At 56.8% G+C, this 17,264-nt stretch carries 16 protein-coding genes and 1 tRNA gene; 16 read left to right on the forward strand and 1 reads right to left on the reverse strand.

All coding sequences use genetic code 11. The features are described 5' to 3' along the window. The first annotated feature begins 5 nt into the window (after positions 1-5). The 9 genes from HMPREF9162_RS00685 to HMPREF9162_RS00725 all read left to right on the forward strand — a co-directional run bounded on the left by HMPREF9162_RS00685 (position 6) and on the right by HMPREF9162_RS00725 (position 10,289). Positions 6-986, forward strand: coding sequence for a lysylphosphatidylglycerol synthase transmembrane domain-containing protein (locus HMPREF9162_RS00685; RefSeq protein ID WP_009438118.1), 981 nt, complete (start codon positions 6-8; stop codon positions 984-986). A 177-nt stretch (positions 987-1,163) separates the two neighbouring features. Then, positions 1,164-1,616 carry a CtsR family transcriptional regulator gene (locus HMPREF9162_RS00690; RefSeq protein ID WP_009438051.1) on the forward strand — a complete coding sequence of 151 codons (453 nt, stop codon included), beginning with the start codon at positions 1,164-1,166 and terminating at the stop codon, positions 1,614-1,616. 84 nt (positions 1,617-1,700) lie between these two features. Continuing rightward, positions 1,701-2,216 carry a UvrB/UvrC motif-containing protein gene (locus tag HMPREF9162_RS00695; protein ID WP_009438033.1) on the forward strand — a complete coding sequence of 172 codons (516 nt, stop codon included), beginning with the start codon at positions 1,701-1,703 and terminating at the stop codon, positions 2,214-2,216. Positions 2,217-2,218: 2 nt separating this feature from the next. Continuing rightward, on the forward strand, positions 2,219-3,289 hold the full coding sequence (locus tag HMPREF9162_RS00700; protein WP_009438147.1) for an ATP--guanido phosphotransferase: 1,071 nt from the start codon (positions 2,219-2,221) through the stop codon (positions 3,287-3,289). A 12-nt stretch (positions 3,290-3,301) separates the two neighbouring features. Then, entirely contained in the window at positions 3,302-5,809 is a 2,508-nt protein-coding gene (locus HMPREF9162_RS00705; RefSeq protein ID WP_009438001.1) for an ATP-dependent Clp protease ATP-binding subunit, read from the forward strand. Between the two features lie 179 nt (positions 5,810-5,988). Beyond that, positions 5,989-7,368: a DNA repair protein RadA gene (radA, locus tag HMPREF9162_RS00710; RefSeq protein ID WP_009438091.1), complete on the forward strand. Its 1,380-nt coding sequence runs from the start codon at positions 5,989-5,991 to the stop codon at positions 7,366-7,368. A gap of 48 nt (positions 7,369-7,416) precedes the next feature. Further along, a complete protein-coding gene (locus HMPREF9162_RS00715; RefSeq protein ID WP_009438138.1) occupies positions 7,417-9,174 on the forward strand; it encodes a flagellar hook-length control protein FliK in 1,758 nt (585 codons plus the stop codon). Positions 9,175-9,196: 22 nt separating this feature from the next. Then, positions 9,197-9,739, forward strand: coding sequence for a flagellar hook assembly protein FlgD (locus HMPREF9162_RS00720; protein ID WP_009438060.1), 543 nt, complete (start codon positions 9,197-9,199; stop codon positions 9,737-9,739). Between the two features lie 139 nt (positions 9,740-9,878). Beyond that, a complete protein-coding gene (locus HMPREF9162_RS00725; protein ID WP_037350005.1) occupies positions 9,879-10,289 on the forward strand; it encodes a hypothetical protein in 411 nt (136 codons plus the stop codon). Positions 10,290-10,373: 84 nt separating this feature from the next. Here the strand turns inward: HMPREF9162_RS00725 and HMPREF9162_RS00730 are convergent, their stop codons facing one another. Next, positions 10,374-11,285 (reverse strand): LysR family transcriptional regulator, encoded by a 912-nt coding sequence (locus HMPREF9162_RS00730; RefSeq protein WP_009438140.1) that lies wholly within the window; start codon positions 11,283-11,285, stop codon positions 10,374-10,376. Between the two features lie 177 nt (positions 11,286-11,462). Here HMPREF9162_RS00730 and HMPREF9162_RS00735 point away from each other — a divergent pair. From HMPREF9162_RS00735 to tig, 7 genes are all read left to right on the forward strand, one after another. After that, positions 11,463-11,553, forward strand: a tRNA-Ser gene (locus tag HMPREF9162_RS00735). A 54-nt stretch (positions 11,554-11,607) separates the two neighbouring features. Continuing rightward, on the forward strand, positions 11,608-12,942 hold the full coding sequence (locus HMPREF9162_RS00740; protein WP_009438044.1) for an NCS2 family permease: 1,335 nt from the start codon (positions 11,608-11,610) through the stop codon (positions 12,940-12,942). Further along, on the forward strand, positions 12,939-13,958 hold the full coding sequence (locus HMPREF9162_RS00745) for a ComEC/Rec2 family competence protein (RefSeq protein ID WP_009438130.1): 1,020 nt from the start codon (positions 12,939-12,941) through the stop codon (positions 13,956-13,958). Before HMPREF9162_RS00740 ends, HMPREF9162_RS00745 begins: the two co-directional genes overlap by 4 nt. Next, positions 13,955-14,158, forward strand: a complete 204-nt coding sequence (locus tag HMPREF9162_RS00750) for a DUF3006 domain-containing protein (RefSeq protein WP_009438069.1) — start codon at positions 13,955-13,957, stop codon at positions 14,156-14,158. Before HMPREF9162_RS00745 ends, HMPREF9162_RS00750 begins: the two co-directional genes overlap by 4 nt. A gap of 15 nt (positions 14,159-14,173) precedes the next feature. Next, entirely contained in the window at positions 14,174-15,250 is a 1,077-nt protein-coding gene (locus tag HMPREF9162_RS00755) for an N-acetylmuramoyl-L-alanine amidase (protein ID WP_009438058.1), read from the forward strand. Position 15,251: 1 nt separating this feature from the next. Further along, the gene (locus HMPREF9162_RS00760; protein WP_371067609.1) at positions 15,252-15,854 is read left to right on the forward strand and encodes a GerMN domain-containing protein; all 603 of its coding nucleotides are present in this window, start codon (positions 15,252-15,254) and stop codon (positions 15,852-15,854) included. Positions 15,855-15,965: 111 nt separating this feature from the next. Further along, the gene (tig, locus tag HMPREF9162_RS00765; protein ID WP_009438052.1) at positions 15,966-17,255 is read left to right on the forward strand and encodes a trigger factor; all 1,290 of its coding nucleotides are present in this window, start codon (positions 15,966-15,968) and stop codon (positions 17,253-17,255) included. Positions 17,256-17,264 lie beyond the last annotated feature (9 nt).

The following is a 17,264-nucleotide window of genomic DNA, read 5'->3' on the forward strand; positions in this document are numbered from 1 at the left end:
GAGCCATGAATAAATTCACGCGCCGCTTCCTCCTTCTTTTTGTGCTTGTTGTCGGCATCTCAGCCGCAGTGATCTATACGACCGTAGATATCAATACGCTGCAAAATCTGACGCGTTTTCAACCGTGGTCACTGCTGCTCGCGCTCTGTGCCGTCGGGCTCGGCATGTTCTTTGACGGCAGCCGGCTCATGCACCTCGTCAAGATCTCCAACGAGCGCATCACGCTCTATCAGGCGGTGCAGGTCATCTTCGGCAACTATTTTCTCGCGCTCCTCACACCGGGCGCGACGGGCGGTGCAGTCGCACAGGTGATGTTCCTGCGCCATGCAGGCGTGCCGACGGGCAAGGCGGCGGTGCTCGCTATCGTGCGGACGCTGCTCTCGATCTTCTTCCTCGCGCTCTGTATGCCGTTCATCTTCCTGCATGATGAGGGCGTCATTCCGGGCATCTCGAACGACGTCCTCATGGGCGTCACGCTTGCGGCGTTCCTTGGCATCGTTGCCGTTGTCATCAGCGTGCGGCGCGGCTATCTCGATTCCATCGTTATTTTGATTGCGCGGCGTCTTTGTCCGAAACGGCGGCGTCAGCTCTTTGCGCTCTATCGCGATACGAAGAGCGCTGTCGCGCTGCTCACGGGCGCACCGCGCGCGATGCTCGTTGTCTTTGCCGAATCCGGGCTGAACCTCCTCTGCATCTACGCCATCGTACCGTGTCTCCTCCTCGGGCTCGGCGTCACAGACGTCGATTGGTACACCGTCATGGGGCGCATGATCTTCCTGAACATGCTGCTGTATTTCAGTCCCACACCGGGCGGATCGGGCATCGCCGAGGGCGGCTTTGTCCTCCTCTTTGCCGCCACCGTGCCCGCCGGCACTGTCGGCATCGTTGCCGTCTGCTGGCGCCTTATCGCCGAATACCTCCCGTTCCTCATCGGTTTTTACTATACGCTTGCTGTCTTTGGCAGAGAATTTCTGCGGCGGTACTAAACATTTTGTAAACGCTGCGCCTCCGGGCGGTTTTTCTTTTGAAGGACGCTTATTGGCGATATACTAAATTATTTTCAGATAGAGAAAATATGATGTGCATATATTCTGCTTGCCAAAAGTCAAAAAATCAAATATAATAGACAAAGGATTTTAGAGGATTACAGAGAAGGTGATACAATGAGCAATATTGCCGATATGATAGAATCCTATATCCTTCGGCAGCTTGCCGCACGCCAGGACGGGCAGGTGGAGCTGAGGCGAACGGATATTGCGGATGAAATTTCATGCGCGCCGTCGCAGATCAGCTATGTGCTCTCGACGCGTTTTACGCAGGATAAAGGTTTTGTTGTGGAGTCGCGGCGCGGGCTCGGCGGATTCATCCGCATCGTACAGGTGCCGCTCAAAGATCTCGTTTACGAGGATATGATCTCGAAAATTGACGTGCATACGGACATGAGCACGATGCAGTCGATGGTGCGCTATCTCGCGCAGCACGGCATGGTGGAGACACGCGAGGCAGCGCTCATGATGCAGACGGTGACAGGGCTGTACCGGTCAAAGACATTGGACGCCGGCGAGCGCGTGCAGATGCTGAAGACGATGCTTCTGACACTGGAAAATTTTACATAGATGCCTATAACTTTTTGACGCCGCATACGATGATTGTAAATAGGAGCGGCGCTTTACAAGGGCTAGGGGAAAGGGATTACCGCCATGCTTTGTGAAGAATGCGGACGCAGCGAGGCGATCGTGCACATCGTGCAGATCGGCCCCGGCGGTCGAAGTGAAAAAAATATTTGTATGAGCTGTGCCGCGCGCTACGGGGAGACGATTCTCCGTGCGCAGCAGCAGAATGTGTCGGTGAATGATTTTCTGCGCGGCATCTTTGGCAGCGGTGACGAGGAGAGTGAGACGGCGGACGATGCGGTGCATACGACCTGCCCGAACTGTGGGATGCGGTTCCAAGACTTCTCACAGGCGGGCATCGGGTGCTCGGTCTGCTATGAGACGTTCCACCATGAACTCCAGCCCCTCCTGCGCCGCATCCATGGGTCGAGCGTGCACCGCGGCAAGATTCCGCATCGTTCAGGCAGCGCTATCGTTCTGCGGCAGGAGGCGGAGCAGCTTCGCATACGACTCAAGGAAGCTGTTGCACGCGAGGAGTATGAAAAGGCTGCGGAGTACCGCGACCGTATCCGTCATCTTGAACAGCAGATGGAGGAGGGATGAGGATGGCGCTGGATGATCTGCTTCGCAGCGGGCGCCTCCCATGGTTCGGTGTTGGCGGGCGGGACGGCGACGTCGTCCTCTCGAGCCGTGTGCGTCTCGCGCGCAACCTGGTGCAGCTTCCTTTTCCAAATCGTGCGGATCATGCGCAGCTCGCCAAGATTCACGGGACGGTGGATACGGCGCTCGCCTCTGTGACTGCCGATACGGGCTTTGTCTTTGCGCGTGCGGAGATCGACCGGTTGACTGCACTGCAGCGTGCGGTGCTCATCGAGAAGCGTCTCATCAGTGAAAAATTTGCCGAGGCGCAGCCCTACCGTACAGCCTATATCAGTGACGATATGATGGTGAGCATTCTCGTCAATGAGGACGATCACCTGCGGATTCAGACGATGGCGCCGGGGCTCGGGCTCACGCAGGCATTCGAGGCAGCATCAAAGGTAGACGACTGCATCGAAGCGCAGATTGATCTTGCCTTTGATGAGACGATGGGCTACCTGACGGCGTATCCAACGAATCTTGGCACGGGGCTGCGCGCCTCGGTGCTCCTGCATCTGCCGGGACTTGTCTATACGCGCAACATTGATAATATCGTGAATACATCGCTCCGGCTCGGGCTTGCCATGCAGCCGCTCGAGGGGGGCGGTGAGGCGGCGCATCTCTATAAAATATCAAACCAGCTCACGCTCGGCTACTCCGAGTCTGAGATCATCGAAAATGTCCGCAGCGCCGTCAGTGAGATTACGGGGCATGAGCGGCGTGCGCGCAAGGCACTTTCCTACTTTGGGAAGGACGGCGTAGAGGACGTTGTGTGGCGTGCCTATGGAATCCTTGCCTACGCACGTTCCTTAACGGAGCAGGAGGTGTTCGATCTCGCCTCGCGTGTGCGGTTCGGCATTGATCGCGGCATCATTACGGGGGTCAGCCCCGACTGCTACGCGGAGATTCTCGTCGCCACGCGCGACGCGTATCTCAAGAATTTGACAGAGAATGAAAATTTGGCACAAAACGAATTAAACAGCGTGCGCGCCGCGCGTGTACGCGAGATACTTGATACATACCGCATCCGGGGATAGGAGGGGGACGACTTGAATTACAGACAGTTCTTTACGCAGACGGCAATTAAGGCGGTTGAGTTTTCACAGTACATCGCGCAGCGCCGCGGGAAGGGGTACATCGGTACAGGACAGCTGCTGCTCGGCATTCTGCATATGCGCGACACAATTGCAGCGGAGGCGCTGACTGCGCACGGTGTGGACTATGACAGGGTGGAGCAGGTATTGCGCACGGGGGACGTATTTCAGGACGTTCGCGTCGCAAACGAAGAGGTGCCTTACTATACCCGCCGTGCGCAGCGCGTCATGCAGGGGGCGATCGATACGGCGCGCGAGGAGCGCTCATTTGTCACGACCGAGCACATCCTGCTGAGCCTCCTGACGGAGGCTGAAGGGACGGCAGTTCGTGTTCTCGAGGAGCTCGACGTCGATATTGAGGAGCTGCAGAGTCAGGTCTTTGACCGTATGAACAGCGTTGAGGAAACGCCCAAGGGTAAATCTGCACGCAAAAAATCCGGAAAGGGGGAGAAGTCCGCCCTGCCGGCGTCCCTTAAAAAATACGCACGTGATCTCGTAGGAATTGCGCGCAGCGGAGGTATTGATCCCGTGATTGGGCGCGATACGGAGATCGACCGGCTCATTCAGATTCTCGCGCGGCGAACGAAGAACAATCCGCTCCTTTTGGGGGAGGCGGGGGTTGGAAAAACTGCCGTTGCCGAGGGGCTCGCGCAGCGCATCGCGGACGGCGAAGTACCGTTCCTGCTGGAGAATAAGCGCATTGTCTCGCTCTCTATGACGGCACTCGTTGCGGGGACAAAATATCGCGGCGAGTTTGAGGAGCGGCTGAAGAATGTTGTGGATGATGTCATCAAGTCTAAGAATTTGATCCTCTTCATCGATGAGATTCATACGCTCATACGTACGGGCGGCGCGGAAGGATCACTCGACGCGGCGAATATTCTAAAGCCGGCACTCGCCCGCAGCGAGATGCAGATCATCGGTGCGACGACGCAGAGCGAGTATAAAAAACATTTTGCAAAGGACAGCGCGCTTGCCCGGCGTTTCCAAGTGGTTACGGTGGGAGAGCCGAGCGAGGAGGATGCGGAGCGGATCCTGTTCGGGCTTCGTGATAAATATGAGGAATTTCACCACGCGCAGATTGAGGATAGCGCTGTCTGTGCAGCAGTGCGTCTAGCAAAACGATATATCACAGATCGTTATTTGCCGGACAAGGCGATCGACCTGATGGACGAGGCGGCGTCACGTGTGCGTATGCAGCATATCGGCATGAGTGATGCGCTCTCCGGTCTGCGCGCTGAACTCGCGGGTCTGGTCAAGGAGAAGGAGCGTGCCATCAGCGCACAGAACTACGAGGAAGCGGCACGCCTGCGCGACCGTGAACAAGAGCTGCGCACACAGCTTGACGCGGCGCGGCACGGAGACGAGCAGCGGACGCTCATCCATGTCACGGAGGACGACATTGCGAGCGTTGTGGCACAGTGGACGGGCATTCCGGTGCAGCGCATTGCAGCAAAGGAGTCAGATCGTCTGCTCATCCTCGAAAAGACGATCGGGCGGCGTGTCATCGGTCAGGACGAGGCGATTCATGCCGTCTCCAAGGCGGTGCGCCGTGCGCGTGCGGGGGTCAAGGATCCGCGCCGTCCTATCGGTTCATTCCTCTTCCTCGGATCGACGGGAGTCGGCAAAACGGAGCTGGCGCGCGCACTCGCGGAGAGTGTCTTCGGCACGGAGGATGCGATCATTCGTTTCGACATGTCTGAATATATGGAAAAGCATACGACAGCACGTCTTGTCGGCGCGCCTCCGGGCTACGTCGGCTATGAAGAGGGCGGTCAGCTTACGGATGCCGTGCGGAAAAAGCCGTTCTCGATCGTTCTCTTTGACGAGGTAGAGAAAGCACATCCCGACGTGTTCCATATGCTGCTTCAGGTTCTTGAGGACGGGCGTCTCACGGACGGGCAGGGGGCGGTCACCGATTTCCGAAACACCATCATCATCATGACATCTAATGCGGGCGCAAGTCATCTGCGTTCGACGACCGGGACGATCGGCTTTGCCATGGGGCAGACGGCAGGCTCGGACGAGGAACGCGCAAAACAGCGCGTGATGGAGGAAGTGAAGAAACTCTTCCGTCCGGAATTTCTCAACCGCATCGACGATATGATCGTCTTTAACGCGCTTGGGGAACCGCAGCTCTCCAAGATTGTGGATATACTCCTGCGCGATGTGAAAAATCGTCTCGCAGAGCAGGAAATTCAACTTGAGGTCAGCCCCTCGGCGAAACGAGTGCTCATTGCGAAGGGGACGGATGTGAAGTTCGGTGCACGTCCGCTGCGCCGCGCCATTCAAAAAAACATCGAGGATGCGCTTGCGGAGCGGCTGCTCTCGCGTGAATTCGGTGCAGGCGATACAGTCTCCGTTCGCAAATCCGGAGATGGGCTGGACTTTGTGAAGAAGCTGCATGTGAAGAAGGAAAGCCGTGCCAAAAAATCCGGCAAGGCTGTGCTCAATGAAGTCTGAGATACACGGAAATGTGCTTGCGCCCCGCACACGCAGCGGTGATGCGGCGAATTTCCTGCTTAACTTAGGATGGTCGCTCTGCTGGCTTACACGGTCAGCGTGCCTTTTCCTCAGAAAGAGAATATAACGTCGTATAGGGAAGCTCTCACGGGGCTTCCCTATCTGTATTGGGAGAGCTTATGGCAAAGAAGAAGAAAACGGCATATGTCTGCCAATCCTGCGGATACGATACGAGCAAGTGGATGGGCAAATGTCCGGGCTGCGGCGCATGGAACTCTATGGTAGCGGAGATCGTTGCGCCGGAGTCGGAGGCGCGGCGCAGCGGACTCGGCGGCACGGATGCCGCACCGCCGCAGCCCATCGGGGAGATTACAGCGGAGGATCTGCCGCGCTTTTCAACCGGATCGGGTGAACTTGACCGCGTGCTCGGCGGCGGAGTGATTCCAGGATCGATGGTGCTCGTGGTTGGCGATCCGGGCGTCGGCAAGTCGAGTCTCACACTGCGCGTGTCGGCGGACATTGCACGTGCGGGGCGGCGTGTTCTCTATGTGACGGGAGAGGAAAGCGCGCGTCAGATTCGGATGCGCGCGGATCGTCTGCGGGCGATCGCAGACGACCTGCTCGTTGTGAGCGAGACGAATCTCGATGCAATCTGCGCCCATGTCGTACGGGAAAAGCCTGCGCTTTTCATCATCGACTCGATTCAGACAATGTACCGCCCCGACATCGAGAGTGCGCCCGGCAGCGTCTCGCAGGTGCGCGAGTGCGCGATGGAGCTGATGCGCATCGCAAAGACGGAGGGAATCGCCGTCTTTGTCATCGGACATGTGACGAAAGAGGGCAGTCTCGCAGGACCCCGCGTCCTCGAGCACATCGTGGATACGGTGCTCTATTTTGAAGGAGAGAGAAACGCCGAATACCGCGTCCTGCGTGCCGTTAAGAACCGGTTCGGCAGCACGAATGAACTCGGTCTCTTTGAAATGCGTGATGTGGGACTCGTCGACGTGCCGGACGCTTCGAAGCTCTTTCTCTCCGAACGTGCCCAAGAAAGTGGATCCGTCATCGTGCCGTCGGTGGAGGGGACGCGGCCCCTGCTCGTCGAGGTACAGGCTCTTGTTGCGCCGACGCCGTATCAGCCGCCGCGCAGGACGGCTGACTCTGTGGATGTGAAGCGTATCCAGCTTCTCCTTGCCGTCCTCGAAAAGCGTGTAAAGCTCCCTATCGGCGGAGCGGACGTCTACGTCAAGGTTGCGGGCGGTATACGCCTCGACGAGCCCGCCGCGGATCTTGCGCTGTGTGTTGCGATGGCGTCGAGCTTTGCCAATCGTCTGCCACGCCCGCATATGGTCGTCTGTGGAGAGGTTGGTTTGTCGGGCGAAGTGCGCGCCGTTTCGCAGGCGGAACTTCGTGTCGCGGAGGCACGGCGGCTCGGACTGCGCGCGGCGGTTCTGCCGATGAAGAACTATCGGCAGCTCGCCGGAAAGTTCAAAGATATGGACCTCTTTGGTGCAGAGACCATCGGCGATGCGCTCAAATGCGCTATGCCAAAAAACATTTAAGAAAAGATCCTCCTGTGCCGATAAACAGTTAGAAGAGGTGATGTGTAGATGAATGCAAGCGGACTGATGGCTGTGTCCACAGCAGAAGGCGGTTCCGCAGGAGCAGGCGTACAGGGCGTGCGTCCGGTATCCGCGGCGAGCCGCACGCAGACAACCTCAGGGAAGAATTTGTTCAGCGATACGTTTGACGCACTGCAAAAGAAAGAACAGCAGAGCAAAACAAGCGCGCGCGGCACAGCCGCGGAAAAGACGCAGAATACCGAAGCGTCCGCCGCTGCGGATCAGCCGTCGGCGCAGGACACACAGGATGTGACGAAACAGGCGTCGACAAAGGCGAAACCGGGGCAAAAAGCTGCGCCAGTACAAAAGGATGCGCAGAGTACGGCGCGCGATGCTGCAAGTGAGCCGGAATCGGCAATCGCAGCGCTCGCTGCCGTCGCCCCCACTGACGCGGCGGAAGTCAGCGAAGAGGTAAACGCAGGACTTGACAAGGCGCTCACGGACATTTTGGAGCGCTTTGAGATTATCGGCGCACAGAAAACCGAAGAAGTGCTGCCCAAAGAGGTACAGAGCCTGCTCCAACGGATTCCGGAAGAGGGGCTGAAGAACTTCAACCTACTTCGTACCCTCTCTGGAGAGCCGCTCGCGCAGATGAACGGCGAGGGAAATGCGCCGCAGACGGAACCCATAACGCAGATAGGGCTCTCGGCACAGCTCCGCAGTGCGGTGCTCGAAGATATTCTGCGCACGTCGGAGAACCTGCCCGCAGTGGCGGAGGAAAATAAAGAACTCCTTGCACAGGTCACCATGGACGGCTTGATCGAGAATACGGAGCGGCAGCTTGACAGCGCCGCCCTGCAAAGCCCTGCAGGGACGCTCCTGCAAAGTACCGCCCGGGAGAACGTGCTGAACCGCGCCGTACAAAATGTTGTGCAGGGCGTTCTGCAGGTTGAAGAAACCGCAGCGCCCATCGTGCAGACAGCGGTACCGCAGCCGGCGCAGAATGCGCCGCGTGCCGTGCAGCTCGTGGGCGATGCGCTCATCGTGGAGGAGAGCGGCGAAACGCCATCGCCGCTCGATGTACTTGCGCAGCGGACGATGCGCCGCGAGACTATGGGACAGGGCGCGCAGCAGCAAGAGGCTCGTTCGGGCGAGCAGGGGGCAGAGCAGCAAGTTCCCTTTGTGCGCACGGAGGTGGCTGCCGAGGCAGCGGCACCGCGTTCCGCAGAACCTGTACAGCAGCAGAGTCCACAGCCCATCGGCGTCCACACGGGGACACCTGCGCCGCAGGTCGAGGTTTCCACAGCGCCTGTACAGGAAGCCGCGCCGCAGCGGCCGCGGCCGGACTATGAGATCCCGCGTCAGATCGTGGAGCAGGCGCGGCTCCTGCGCACGCTGAACGATACACAGATGGTCATTCGCCTGAAACCGGCGCATCTCGGCGAACTCACGCTCCGTGTTGCCGTCAGCTCGGACGGAGCCGTACAGGCTTCGTTCCACAGCGACAACGCACAGGTACGCAATGTGATCGAGAACAGTCTCGTTCAGCTCCGTCAGGAACTGAATAACCAAGGGCTGAAAGTCGATCGTGTCGGCGTCTACACCGGTCTTGCGGACGGACAGATGCCGCAGGGACAGGGACAGGAAGCCTGGCAGCAGAGTGAAGGAAGCCGCAGTAATACGCGTGTTTATGCGCGCGGCGATGCGGAAGATTATGAGGACGGCATAGAGGGCATACTGCCGACGCACAGCGCGGCGGAGCCGGGCGGCGTGATGACGGCGGACGGCGTGGATTACCGCGTATGATGCGGTCTGAGGAGGAATTATCGTGGCAAATCCATTGAATACAATCACGGCGAACGGCGTCACACAGGCGCTGTCCGATTATGAGGCGGCGAAGAATCAGGAAAAGGCTGCGAATAAGAAAAACGATGCACTCGGCAAAGATGCCTTTTTGCAGCTTCTCGTTACGCAGATGAAGTACCAAGATCCGCTCGACCCGCAGGACAACAGCCAGTATCTTTCTCAGCTGGCACAGTTTTCCGCACTCGAACAGATGACGAATGTTGCGAAGGGGCTTTCGGACGTGCAGAAGGTTGTTGACAATATCAACTCCTCCGTACTCATCGGTCAGCTCAGCGGCATGATCGGTCAGAAGGCGCAGTGGATCACCCAGGTTAAGGGCGAGGACGGAAAGATGACGAAGCAGAGCTTCGAGGGCAAGATCATCGGCGTCAGCATCACGGACGGTGAGCCGAGCGTGATCGCCGACGTCAACGGCAAGACGCATCAGGTCAAGATCTCGGAACTCGTCCGCATCGGCGATCTTTCTGCACAAAAACCGGCGCCGACTCCGCAGCCGACGCCCTGAGTAGTCATACAGCAAGAATTTATGTCGTTGAATCGTATTTCAACGACATTTTCGCTTGCGAAACTGATATTTTTCTATTATAATATAGTAGAATCGTCCCAAGGGAAAATGGGACGGGGAAGTGAACGGAGGGATCCATATGGTATCGGCATTAAATGGAGGCGGATTCGGTTCCAGCCTCTTCCAGCAGGCAAACCAGAGATTGTATTCGCTTGGCAGTCAGGCGACGCGGGCAAAGATGGAGGAAGTCAAGGAGGTTACGGGCAGCTCGAATTTCGGTGCCGGCACAACCCTCGGAACGGGTAAATTCCATCAGACCCAGTCGAGTGTCATACAGAACGGCACACAGAGCGCATCGCGCGCTGCGCAGCAATCTGCGGAGAATATGAATCCGGAGAGCCTCGGCTCGAGCAGGTTCCAGCAGTCGAACCGTCAGGCGCAGTCTGTTGGCGGACAGGTGACGTATGAACTGATGCAGCAGGTGAAGGATGCCTATGCGACGAGTCATCCCGTAGAGAATCTCGGAAGAAATGTAGATATCGCAGCGTAATAAAACAACTGCCATACGAGAGCGTACTGAACGCTGCGTATGGCAGTTGTTTATTTCTGCAATAAAATATAAAGATGATTAACCTTAACCCTCTGCAGGTGAACCTTCATGCGGTGTTTTCGCATTAAAACGCTGCATGATAAACTGTTGGAAGCAGAGTGCCGCAGGGGAAAGGCGCAGGTTTGTGTTCCATGCAATGCCGACGGCACGCTTGCAGACGGGGAAGGAGACGGGAATGTAGCAGAGTCCCGGATAGCCGACCCCTGCGAACTTGGGCAGGAGACTCACGCCTAGTCCTGCCGAGACGAGACCGGAGATCGTCGAAACGTCGTCGCCTTCGAACGTGATCGTCGGATGTACGCCCGCGAGCTCGAAGAATTGATCCACGAGAATACGCAGGCTGTAGCTTTTCTTCGGTGCGATCAACGGCTCGTCCTCGAGCTCACGCAGGTCTACATTCGTGCGGTCTGCAAGCGGATGTCCCTGCGGCACGGTGGCAAAGAGCTCTTCCGACCAGAGATAGACCCATGCGCTGTGCTCTGTCGTTGGGATGGTCGAGCAGAGACAGAGATCCGTTTCGCCGGTCGCGACCTGTTGCGCGAGCGTTGCCGAGTCCTGCTGATGGAGACGAATGTGGATCTCCGGATGAATCTCACGAAAATCGCGCAGGATGCGCGGGAGCAGATAGCTGCCGAGCGAGTGGATGAAGGAGAGCTTGAACATCGGCGGTTCTCCCGTTCGATGCAGACGCGCCTCCTCCTTTGCCGTGTCGACTTCGCGCAGGATGCGGTCGGCATGACGCAGCAGTCGTTCCCCCTCGGGGGTCAGCTCGATCTCTCCGTCGCTGCGCTTGAAGAGATGAACGCCGAGTTCCTGTTCGAGTTTTGACATGGAGCGGCTGAGCGCGGGCTGCGAAACGTCCACCATGCGCGCGGCGCGCGTGAAATGGCGGATGTTTGCCATGACCTGAAAATATTTTAACTGAGCAATCTCCATATGATTCCTCCGGGTTCTATGCGTCTGATCCAAATACGATGCAATTTACCATACAGTATGATATAAAATGATTAAATTTTCATGTGCGTACGGAAATGTGCGATTTTTTCGCCTTGACAAGCATGCGGTGTTCTGATAATATATTCCATGTCGCAAATGCGGCGGAAAAGTACATATGGAGTGGTACTCAAGAGGCTGAAGAGGACGGTTTGCTAAATCGTTAGAGTGGGTAACCGCTGCGAGAGTTCGAATCTCTCCCACTCCGCCATTTCTATCCATTAGCCTTTATCAGGCTTTTTTTGTTTGTTAAGGAGATGTTGCTATGGGAATGCAGGGCGCGCCGCCGTCATTTATTGAACGATATTTCAAAGTACGCGAGAAGGAAACGTCGGTCCGGACGGAACTGCTCGCGGGCATGACGACCTTTATCGCAATGGCATATATCCTGTTCGTCAATCCGAATATCCTTGCCGATGCGGGGATTCCAAAGGAAGCGGCAATTGCCTCGACCATTTGGATCGCGGCGCTTGCCTCCATGTCCATGGGGATTTTTGCGAATTATCCGGTCGCGCTCGCGCCCGGTATGGGGCTCAATGCGTTCTTCGCATATTATGTCTGCGGGGTTCTCGGTCTGCATTGGACGGTTGCTCTTGGCGCCGTGTTCTTTTCGGGGGTACTCTTTCTCCTTCTCACGGTGGGCGGTATCCGGCAGGCAATCATCAACGCCGTGCCGCGTGATCTGAAGCTCGCCATCAGTGCGGGCATCGGCCTTTTCATTGCGTTCCTTGGTCTTAAAGGGACAGGTCTGATCGTGGAGAATGCGGCTACCTACGTCTCCCTCGGTCATGTGACGCAGCCGACGACGCTGCTCGCGCTGTTTGGTCTTCTTTTTACGGCGGCACTCATGGCACGCAATATTCACGGTGCAATTCTCATTGGAATCTTTGTCACGACAGTACTTGCTATGGCGTTCGGGCTGACGCCCCCGCCCCATGGGATCGCGGATATTGTCAGCACTTCGCTTCCGCATATGGGCGATACCTTCGGGCAGCTTGATCTCACAGGCGCGTGGCATTACGGTCTCGTTTCCATTATATTTACGTTCACTGTCGTCGAACTCTTTGACAATATGGGCACGCTGATCGGTCTGACGACCAAGGCAAAGATGGTGAAACCGGACGGGCGCATCGAAAATATCGACAAAGCGCTCACAACGGATGCGGTTGGTACGATGGTGTCCGCCGTGTTCGGTACCTCGACCGTAACCTCTTATGTAGAGAGTGCCGCAGGCATCGCGGCGGGCGGACGCACGGGGCTGACTGCCGTCACGGCAGGACTGCTCTTCCTCGTCGCGCTGCTCTTCACGCCGCTCATCGGGCTTGTCCCCGCATTTGCGACCGCGCCCGCTCTCATTCTCGTCGGCGCACTGCTTATGTCGGAGATCGGCAAGATCAACTTTGCGGACTTTACGGACGCGCTGCCGGCATTCCTCACGATCATCATGATGCCGCTCACGTCGAGTATCGCGAACGGCTTTGCGTTCGGCTTCATCAGCTACACCATCATGAAGCTCGTCAGCGGACAGTATAAAAAGGTCAGCTGGATCATGTACCTCGTTTCGATTGTGTTCCTCATCAACTTGGCGCTGCGCTCATGAAAAAACCTTTCGGGAAACATCTCTGGCTTGGACTTGCGGCAGTCATCATATTTGTGCTCGCACAGTTCCTTGTGCAGCGATTCAGCGCGGCACCTTCTGCGCACAGTACGGGAGAGGTACGCCCTGCAGAGGGAACGCTTGTCGTTCGGATGCTTGAGATCGGGCAGGGCGACGCGATCCTCGTGCAGACGGGGACGGAGAATATCCTCATCGACACGGCGGACGTGGATGAACGCGATCAACTTCGTACACAACTGGCAAAGGCAGGCATTGAAAAGGGCGGGAGAATTGATAAAATTATCCTCACACATCCCCATGCCGACCATATCGGCGGGATGGATGTTCTGCTCAGAGAATATGACGTCGGGGAGGTCTATGACAACGGGCAGCCCTCGAATTCGCCCATTTACCGCGGCTATATGAAGCTGCTTGCGGAAAAACATGTGCCAAGCCGCGCGCTCACAGCAGGCGATACGATCGACCTCGGAAGCGGCGCTCGCTTTGAAGTTGTCGCGCCGACGTCAGTAATAATCGATGAGGTGCACGCGAAGAAGAAAAAGAAATCCGACCCGAACAATGAATGCGTGGTCGGACGGCTCGTTTTCGGCGATTTTTCCATGATGTTTACGGGAGACGCCGAGGATGTCGAGGAAGAGTCTATTTTAGCGCATACGTCGGCGGATCGTCTCCGCAGCACGGTGCTCAAGGTCGGGCATCACGGCAGCAAGACGTCCTCCACACCGGAATTTTTAGAAGCGGTGCATCCGAGTGTCGGTCTTATCTCCTGCGGATTCCCGAATAAGTATTGGCATCCGCATAAAAGTACGCGTACCGCACTGAGTAAGCGCGGCATCGACGTCTACAGCACGCCTGTCAACGGCATGATTACGATCGTAAGCGATGGAAAAACCTACCGTGTAGAGCCGGAGAAGGGCGATAAGAACGATTTCGGTATCTATGAGAAGCGCGAAAAAGATGAGCCGAAGGAATCCAAGGGGACAGGGAGGAAGAAATGATTTCCGCTTATATTGACCGATTTGAAGAAGAATATGCAGTCATCCTGCTCGGCGACGACTTCCTATCGGTGGATTTCCCACGGGCATATCTGCCGGAGGACGTCAACGAGGGAGACTATATCAAGATACACATTGAGCGCGACACCGCGGCGACAGAGGCTGCAGAAGCGGAAGCGCGCGCATTGCTCAGCAGCCGATAGGAGGTGTTACCGGCATTGTTTTACGGTATTTGGAAACAATTTTTACGGATGCGTCCGCTGATTATGACGGCGGCGGTATTTGCCTGTATTTGCGCATTATGGACGGGAACCGGTGAGGCAAAGGGCAAAACAGTGCGTCTCACACATGTTGCGAGCGCGGTCACGGAGATCGAGGGACGCGCGGCGCTGCGTATTGAGATTGAGACGAATCGCCCGGCGGGGCTTTCCTATGCACTTTCCGAGCAGTACCATGCGGAGAACCAGCTCCTCGTCGAGTTGGAGAATGTCGAGATTCACGATCAGTTCCCGCAGGAGGTTGCGCTCGATGGGATGATTGGACAAAAACTCGTCCTTGTACAGCGTGAGAAAAAGCGCGCGGCACTGCGCATCTATGCGGCGCAGTCGCTCGCTCGCGAAGATGCTTTCCGCATCTATACGGTACCGGGAGACGCGAAGAGCAAAACGCATGAGAAGCTCGTCATTGAACTCTTTGCCGACGGCGGCAAGGTGTTCGGCGGAGCGGTGCGCGGCCACACGATTGTCATCGATCCGGGGCATGGCGGCAGTGACTCGGGCGCCATCGGATACTCCGGTGTGAAGGAAAAGGATGTTGCGCTCGCCGTTGCCCTTCAAGCAGAGCAGCTGCTGCGCGCGGCGGGAGCGGATGTTGTTATGACGCGCACGCGCGATACGGATGTCTCGCCGACCGATCACTCTCCGTCAGGCGAACTGCAGGCGCGCGTGGACGTTGCGGCAGCGCATCCAAAGGCGGAGCTGTTCCTCTCCATCCACTGCAACGCCTTTACGAATCCGAATGCACACGGCATGGAGACCTATTATTATCCAAAGACAGACAAGGACGAGCACTTTGCGATCCTTCTCAACGAAGAACTTGAAAAGGCGGGCGGGCGATTCAACCGCGGCGTGAAATACGCGAAATTCTACCTGCTCCGACATACGGAGATTCCTTCATCTCTCGTTGAGATGGGGTTCCTCTCGAACCCGGAGGAGGAGGAACTGCTCGCAAGTGCCGATTATCAAAAGAAGATGGCGGAAGCGATCTTCCGTGCGATTGTACGATATTTTGAATGAAATGAAAGGAAGAGATGCGGAGATGTTGATGCAATCGAACTACAAAAAGAGCGTCTGCGCGCTCACGTGTGCCGCGTTCCTAACACTTGCGGCAGGGTGTTCGGATGAGCAGCGCCAACCGACTGCGGCGAGTTCTGTCGAATCGCAGAGCGACAAAGATGTCCCGGAATGCTGCCGTCCCAAAGAGCCGAAGGCGCTCAAGGTAAATGTCTACTATCCGAAGGACGACGGCATGGGGCTCGTTGCAGTGACGCGCACGGTCAATACGGAGAAGGACGATAAATACACGGCGGCAATGAAGTCGCTCCTTACCGGGACGAAAGAGAAGGGACAGACGACCGTCATTCCGAAGAAGGCAAAGCTCCACAGCGTAAAAGTGCAGAACGGCACGGCGACCGTAGATTTCTCAAAAGAGCTGCAGCAAAACTTCAGCGGCGGATCGACGGGCGAGGAGATGCTTGTCGGATCGATTGTCGATACGCTGACGGAGTTCCCGGAGGTTCAGAACGTGCAGATCCTGATCGACGGAGCCAAAGTGGAGACTCTTTCGGGGCATATGGATCTGTCCGAACCCCTCGCACGGATGTCCGAATTGGTGAAATAAGCCGGCTTGTCATTTTGACCGTTTTATGATAGGATACAAATGACAATGGCGGACGGCGCGTTCTTTGTGTGTCCGCATATTTAGGAAAGAAACAGGAGGTCGTTTCATACAATGAAGGTTACGGCAGAGCATGGTGAAAACCGCGAGGTCACTCTGACGATTGAAGTTGAGCAGGATAAGCTTGAAAAAGCGTCGGAGGGCGCGGCAAAGCGCATTTCCGCGCGCGTAAATATTCCGGGCTTCCGCAAGGGCAAAGCGCCCCGCAGGATTGTTGAGAATTTCGTCGGCAAAGATGCGATTTTGCAGGAGGCGTTCGAAGGACTCGCGCAGAAGGCGTTTGAAGATGCTCTGACGGAGCAGAATATGGAGCCTGTGACACGTCCCGAGATCGACATTGTGACGCTTGAGGACGGCAAAGACGTCGTTTTTACGGCAAAGTTTACGCAGCGCCCCGACGTCCGGCTTGGTACGTACAAGGGGCTCGCCGTCCCGAAGGAAGAAGTCACGGTTGCGGACGAGGATATCGACCGCCAGATCGAGGGGATGCGTCAGCATCAGGGGACGCTCGTTGATGCCCCGGCGGACGCCGCCGTTAAGAACGACGACTTTGTGACGCTGGATTTTGAGGGCTTTGTTGACGGCGCAGCATTTGAGGGCGGCAAGGGTGAGGACTACCCGCTGCAGATCGGTTCGGGCAGCTTCATTCCCGGATTTGAGGATCAGCTCATCGGCGCAAAGGTCGGCGAGGAGCGTGATGTGAACGTTACGTTCCCCGAGGAGTACCATGCGGAAAATCTCAAGGGCAAAGACGCAGTGTTCAAGTGCAGGATCCGCAACATAAAATCGCGCGAACTACCGGAACTTGACGATGCATTCGCAAAGAAGGCAAGCAAGTTCGAGACACTTGCAGAGCTGCGTGAGGATGTCCGCAAGAATCTCCTTGCCGCCGCGGAGCGCAAGGCTGAGACGGAGCGCCGTACAAAGGCGATCGACATGGCGACGGACAATGCCGCGATGGAGATTCCGCCCGTCATGGTGGAGAACCGCATCACTGCGATGATTCAAGAAATGGCGATGCGCCTTGAGCAGCAGGGCATGAGCCTCGAGCAGTACCTCCAGTACGCGGGGCTTGACATCGGCAAGATCCGCGAAGATTACCGCGAGACGGCGGAGAAGAACGTCCGCACCGATCTCATGCTCGAAGAAGTTGCAAAAGCGGAAGGCATCAAGGTCGAGGGCAGCGACCTCGACAGGGAAGTCTACGCGATGGCAGTTTCGTACGGCGCAACGCCGAAACAGGTTCAGAAGATCATCAAGGAGCAGGGACGCGTCAGCGATCTTGCGGCGACCGTGCTGCGCAAGAAGACGGCACAGTTCATCGTCGACAATATCACGGCGTAAGGCGTCCCC

It is taken from the genome of Selenomonas sp. oral taxon 137 str. F0430, assembly GCF_000183625.1.
Lineage (GTDB): Bacteria > Bacillota > Negativicutes > Selenomonadales > Selenomonadaceae > Centipeda > Centipeda artemidis.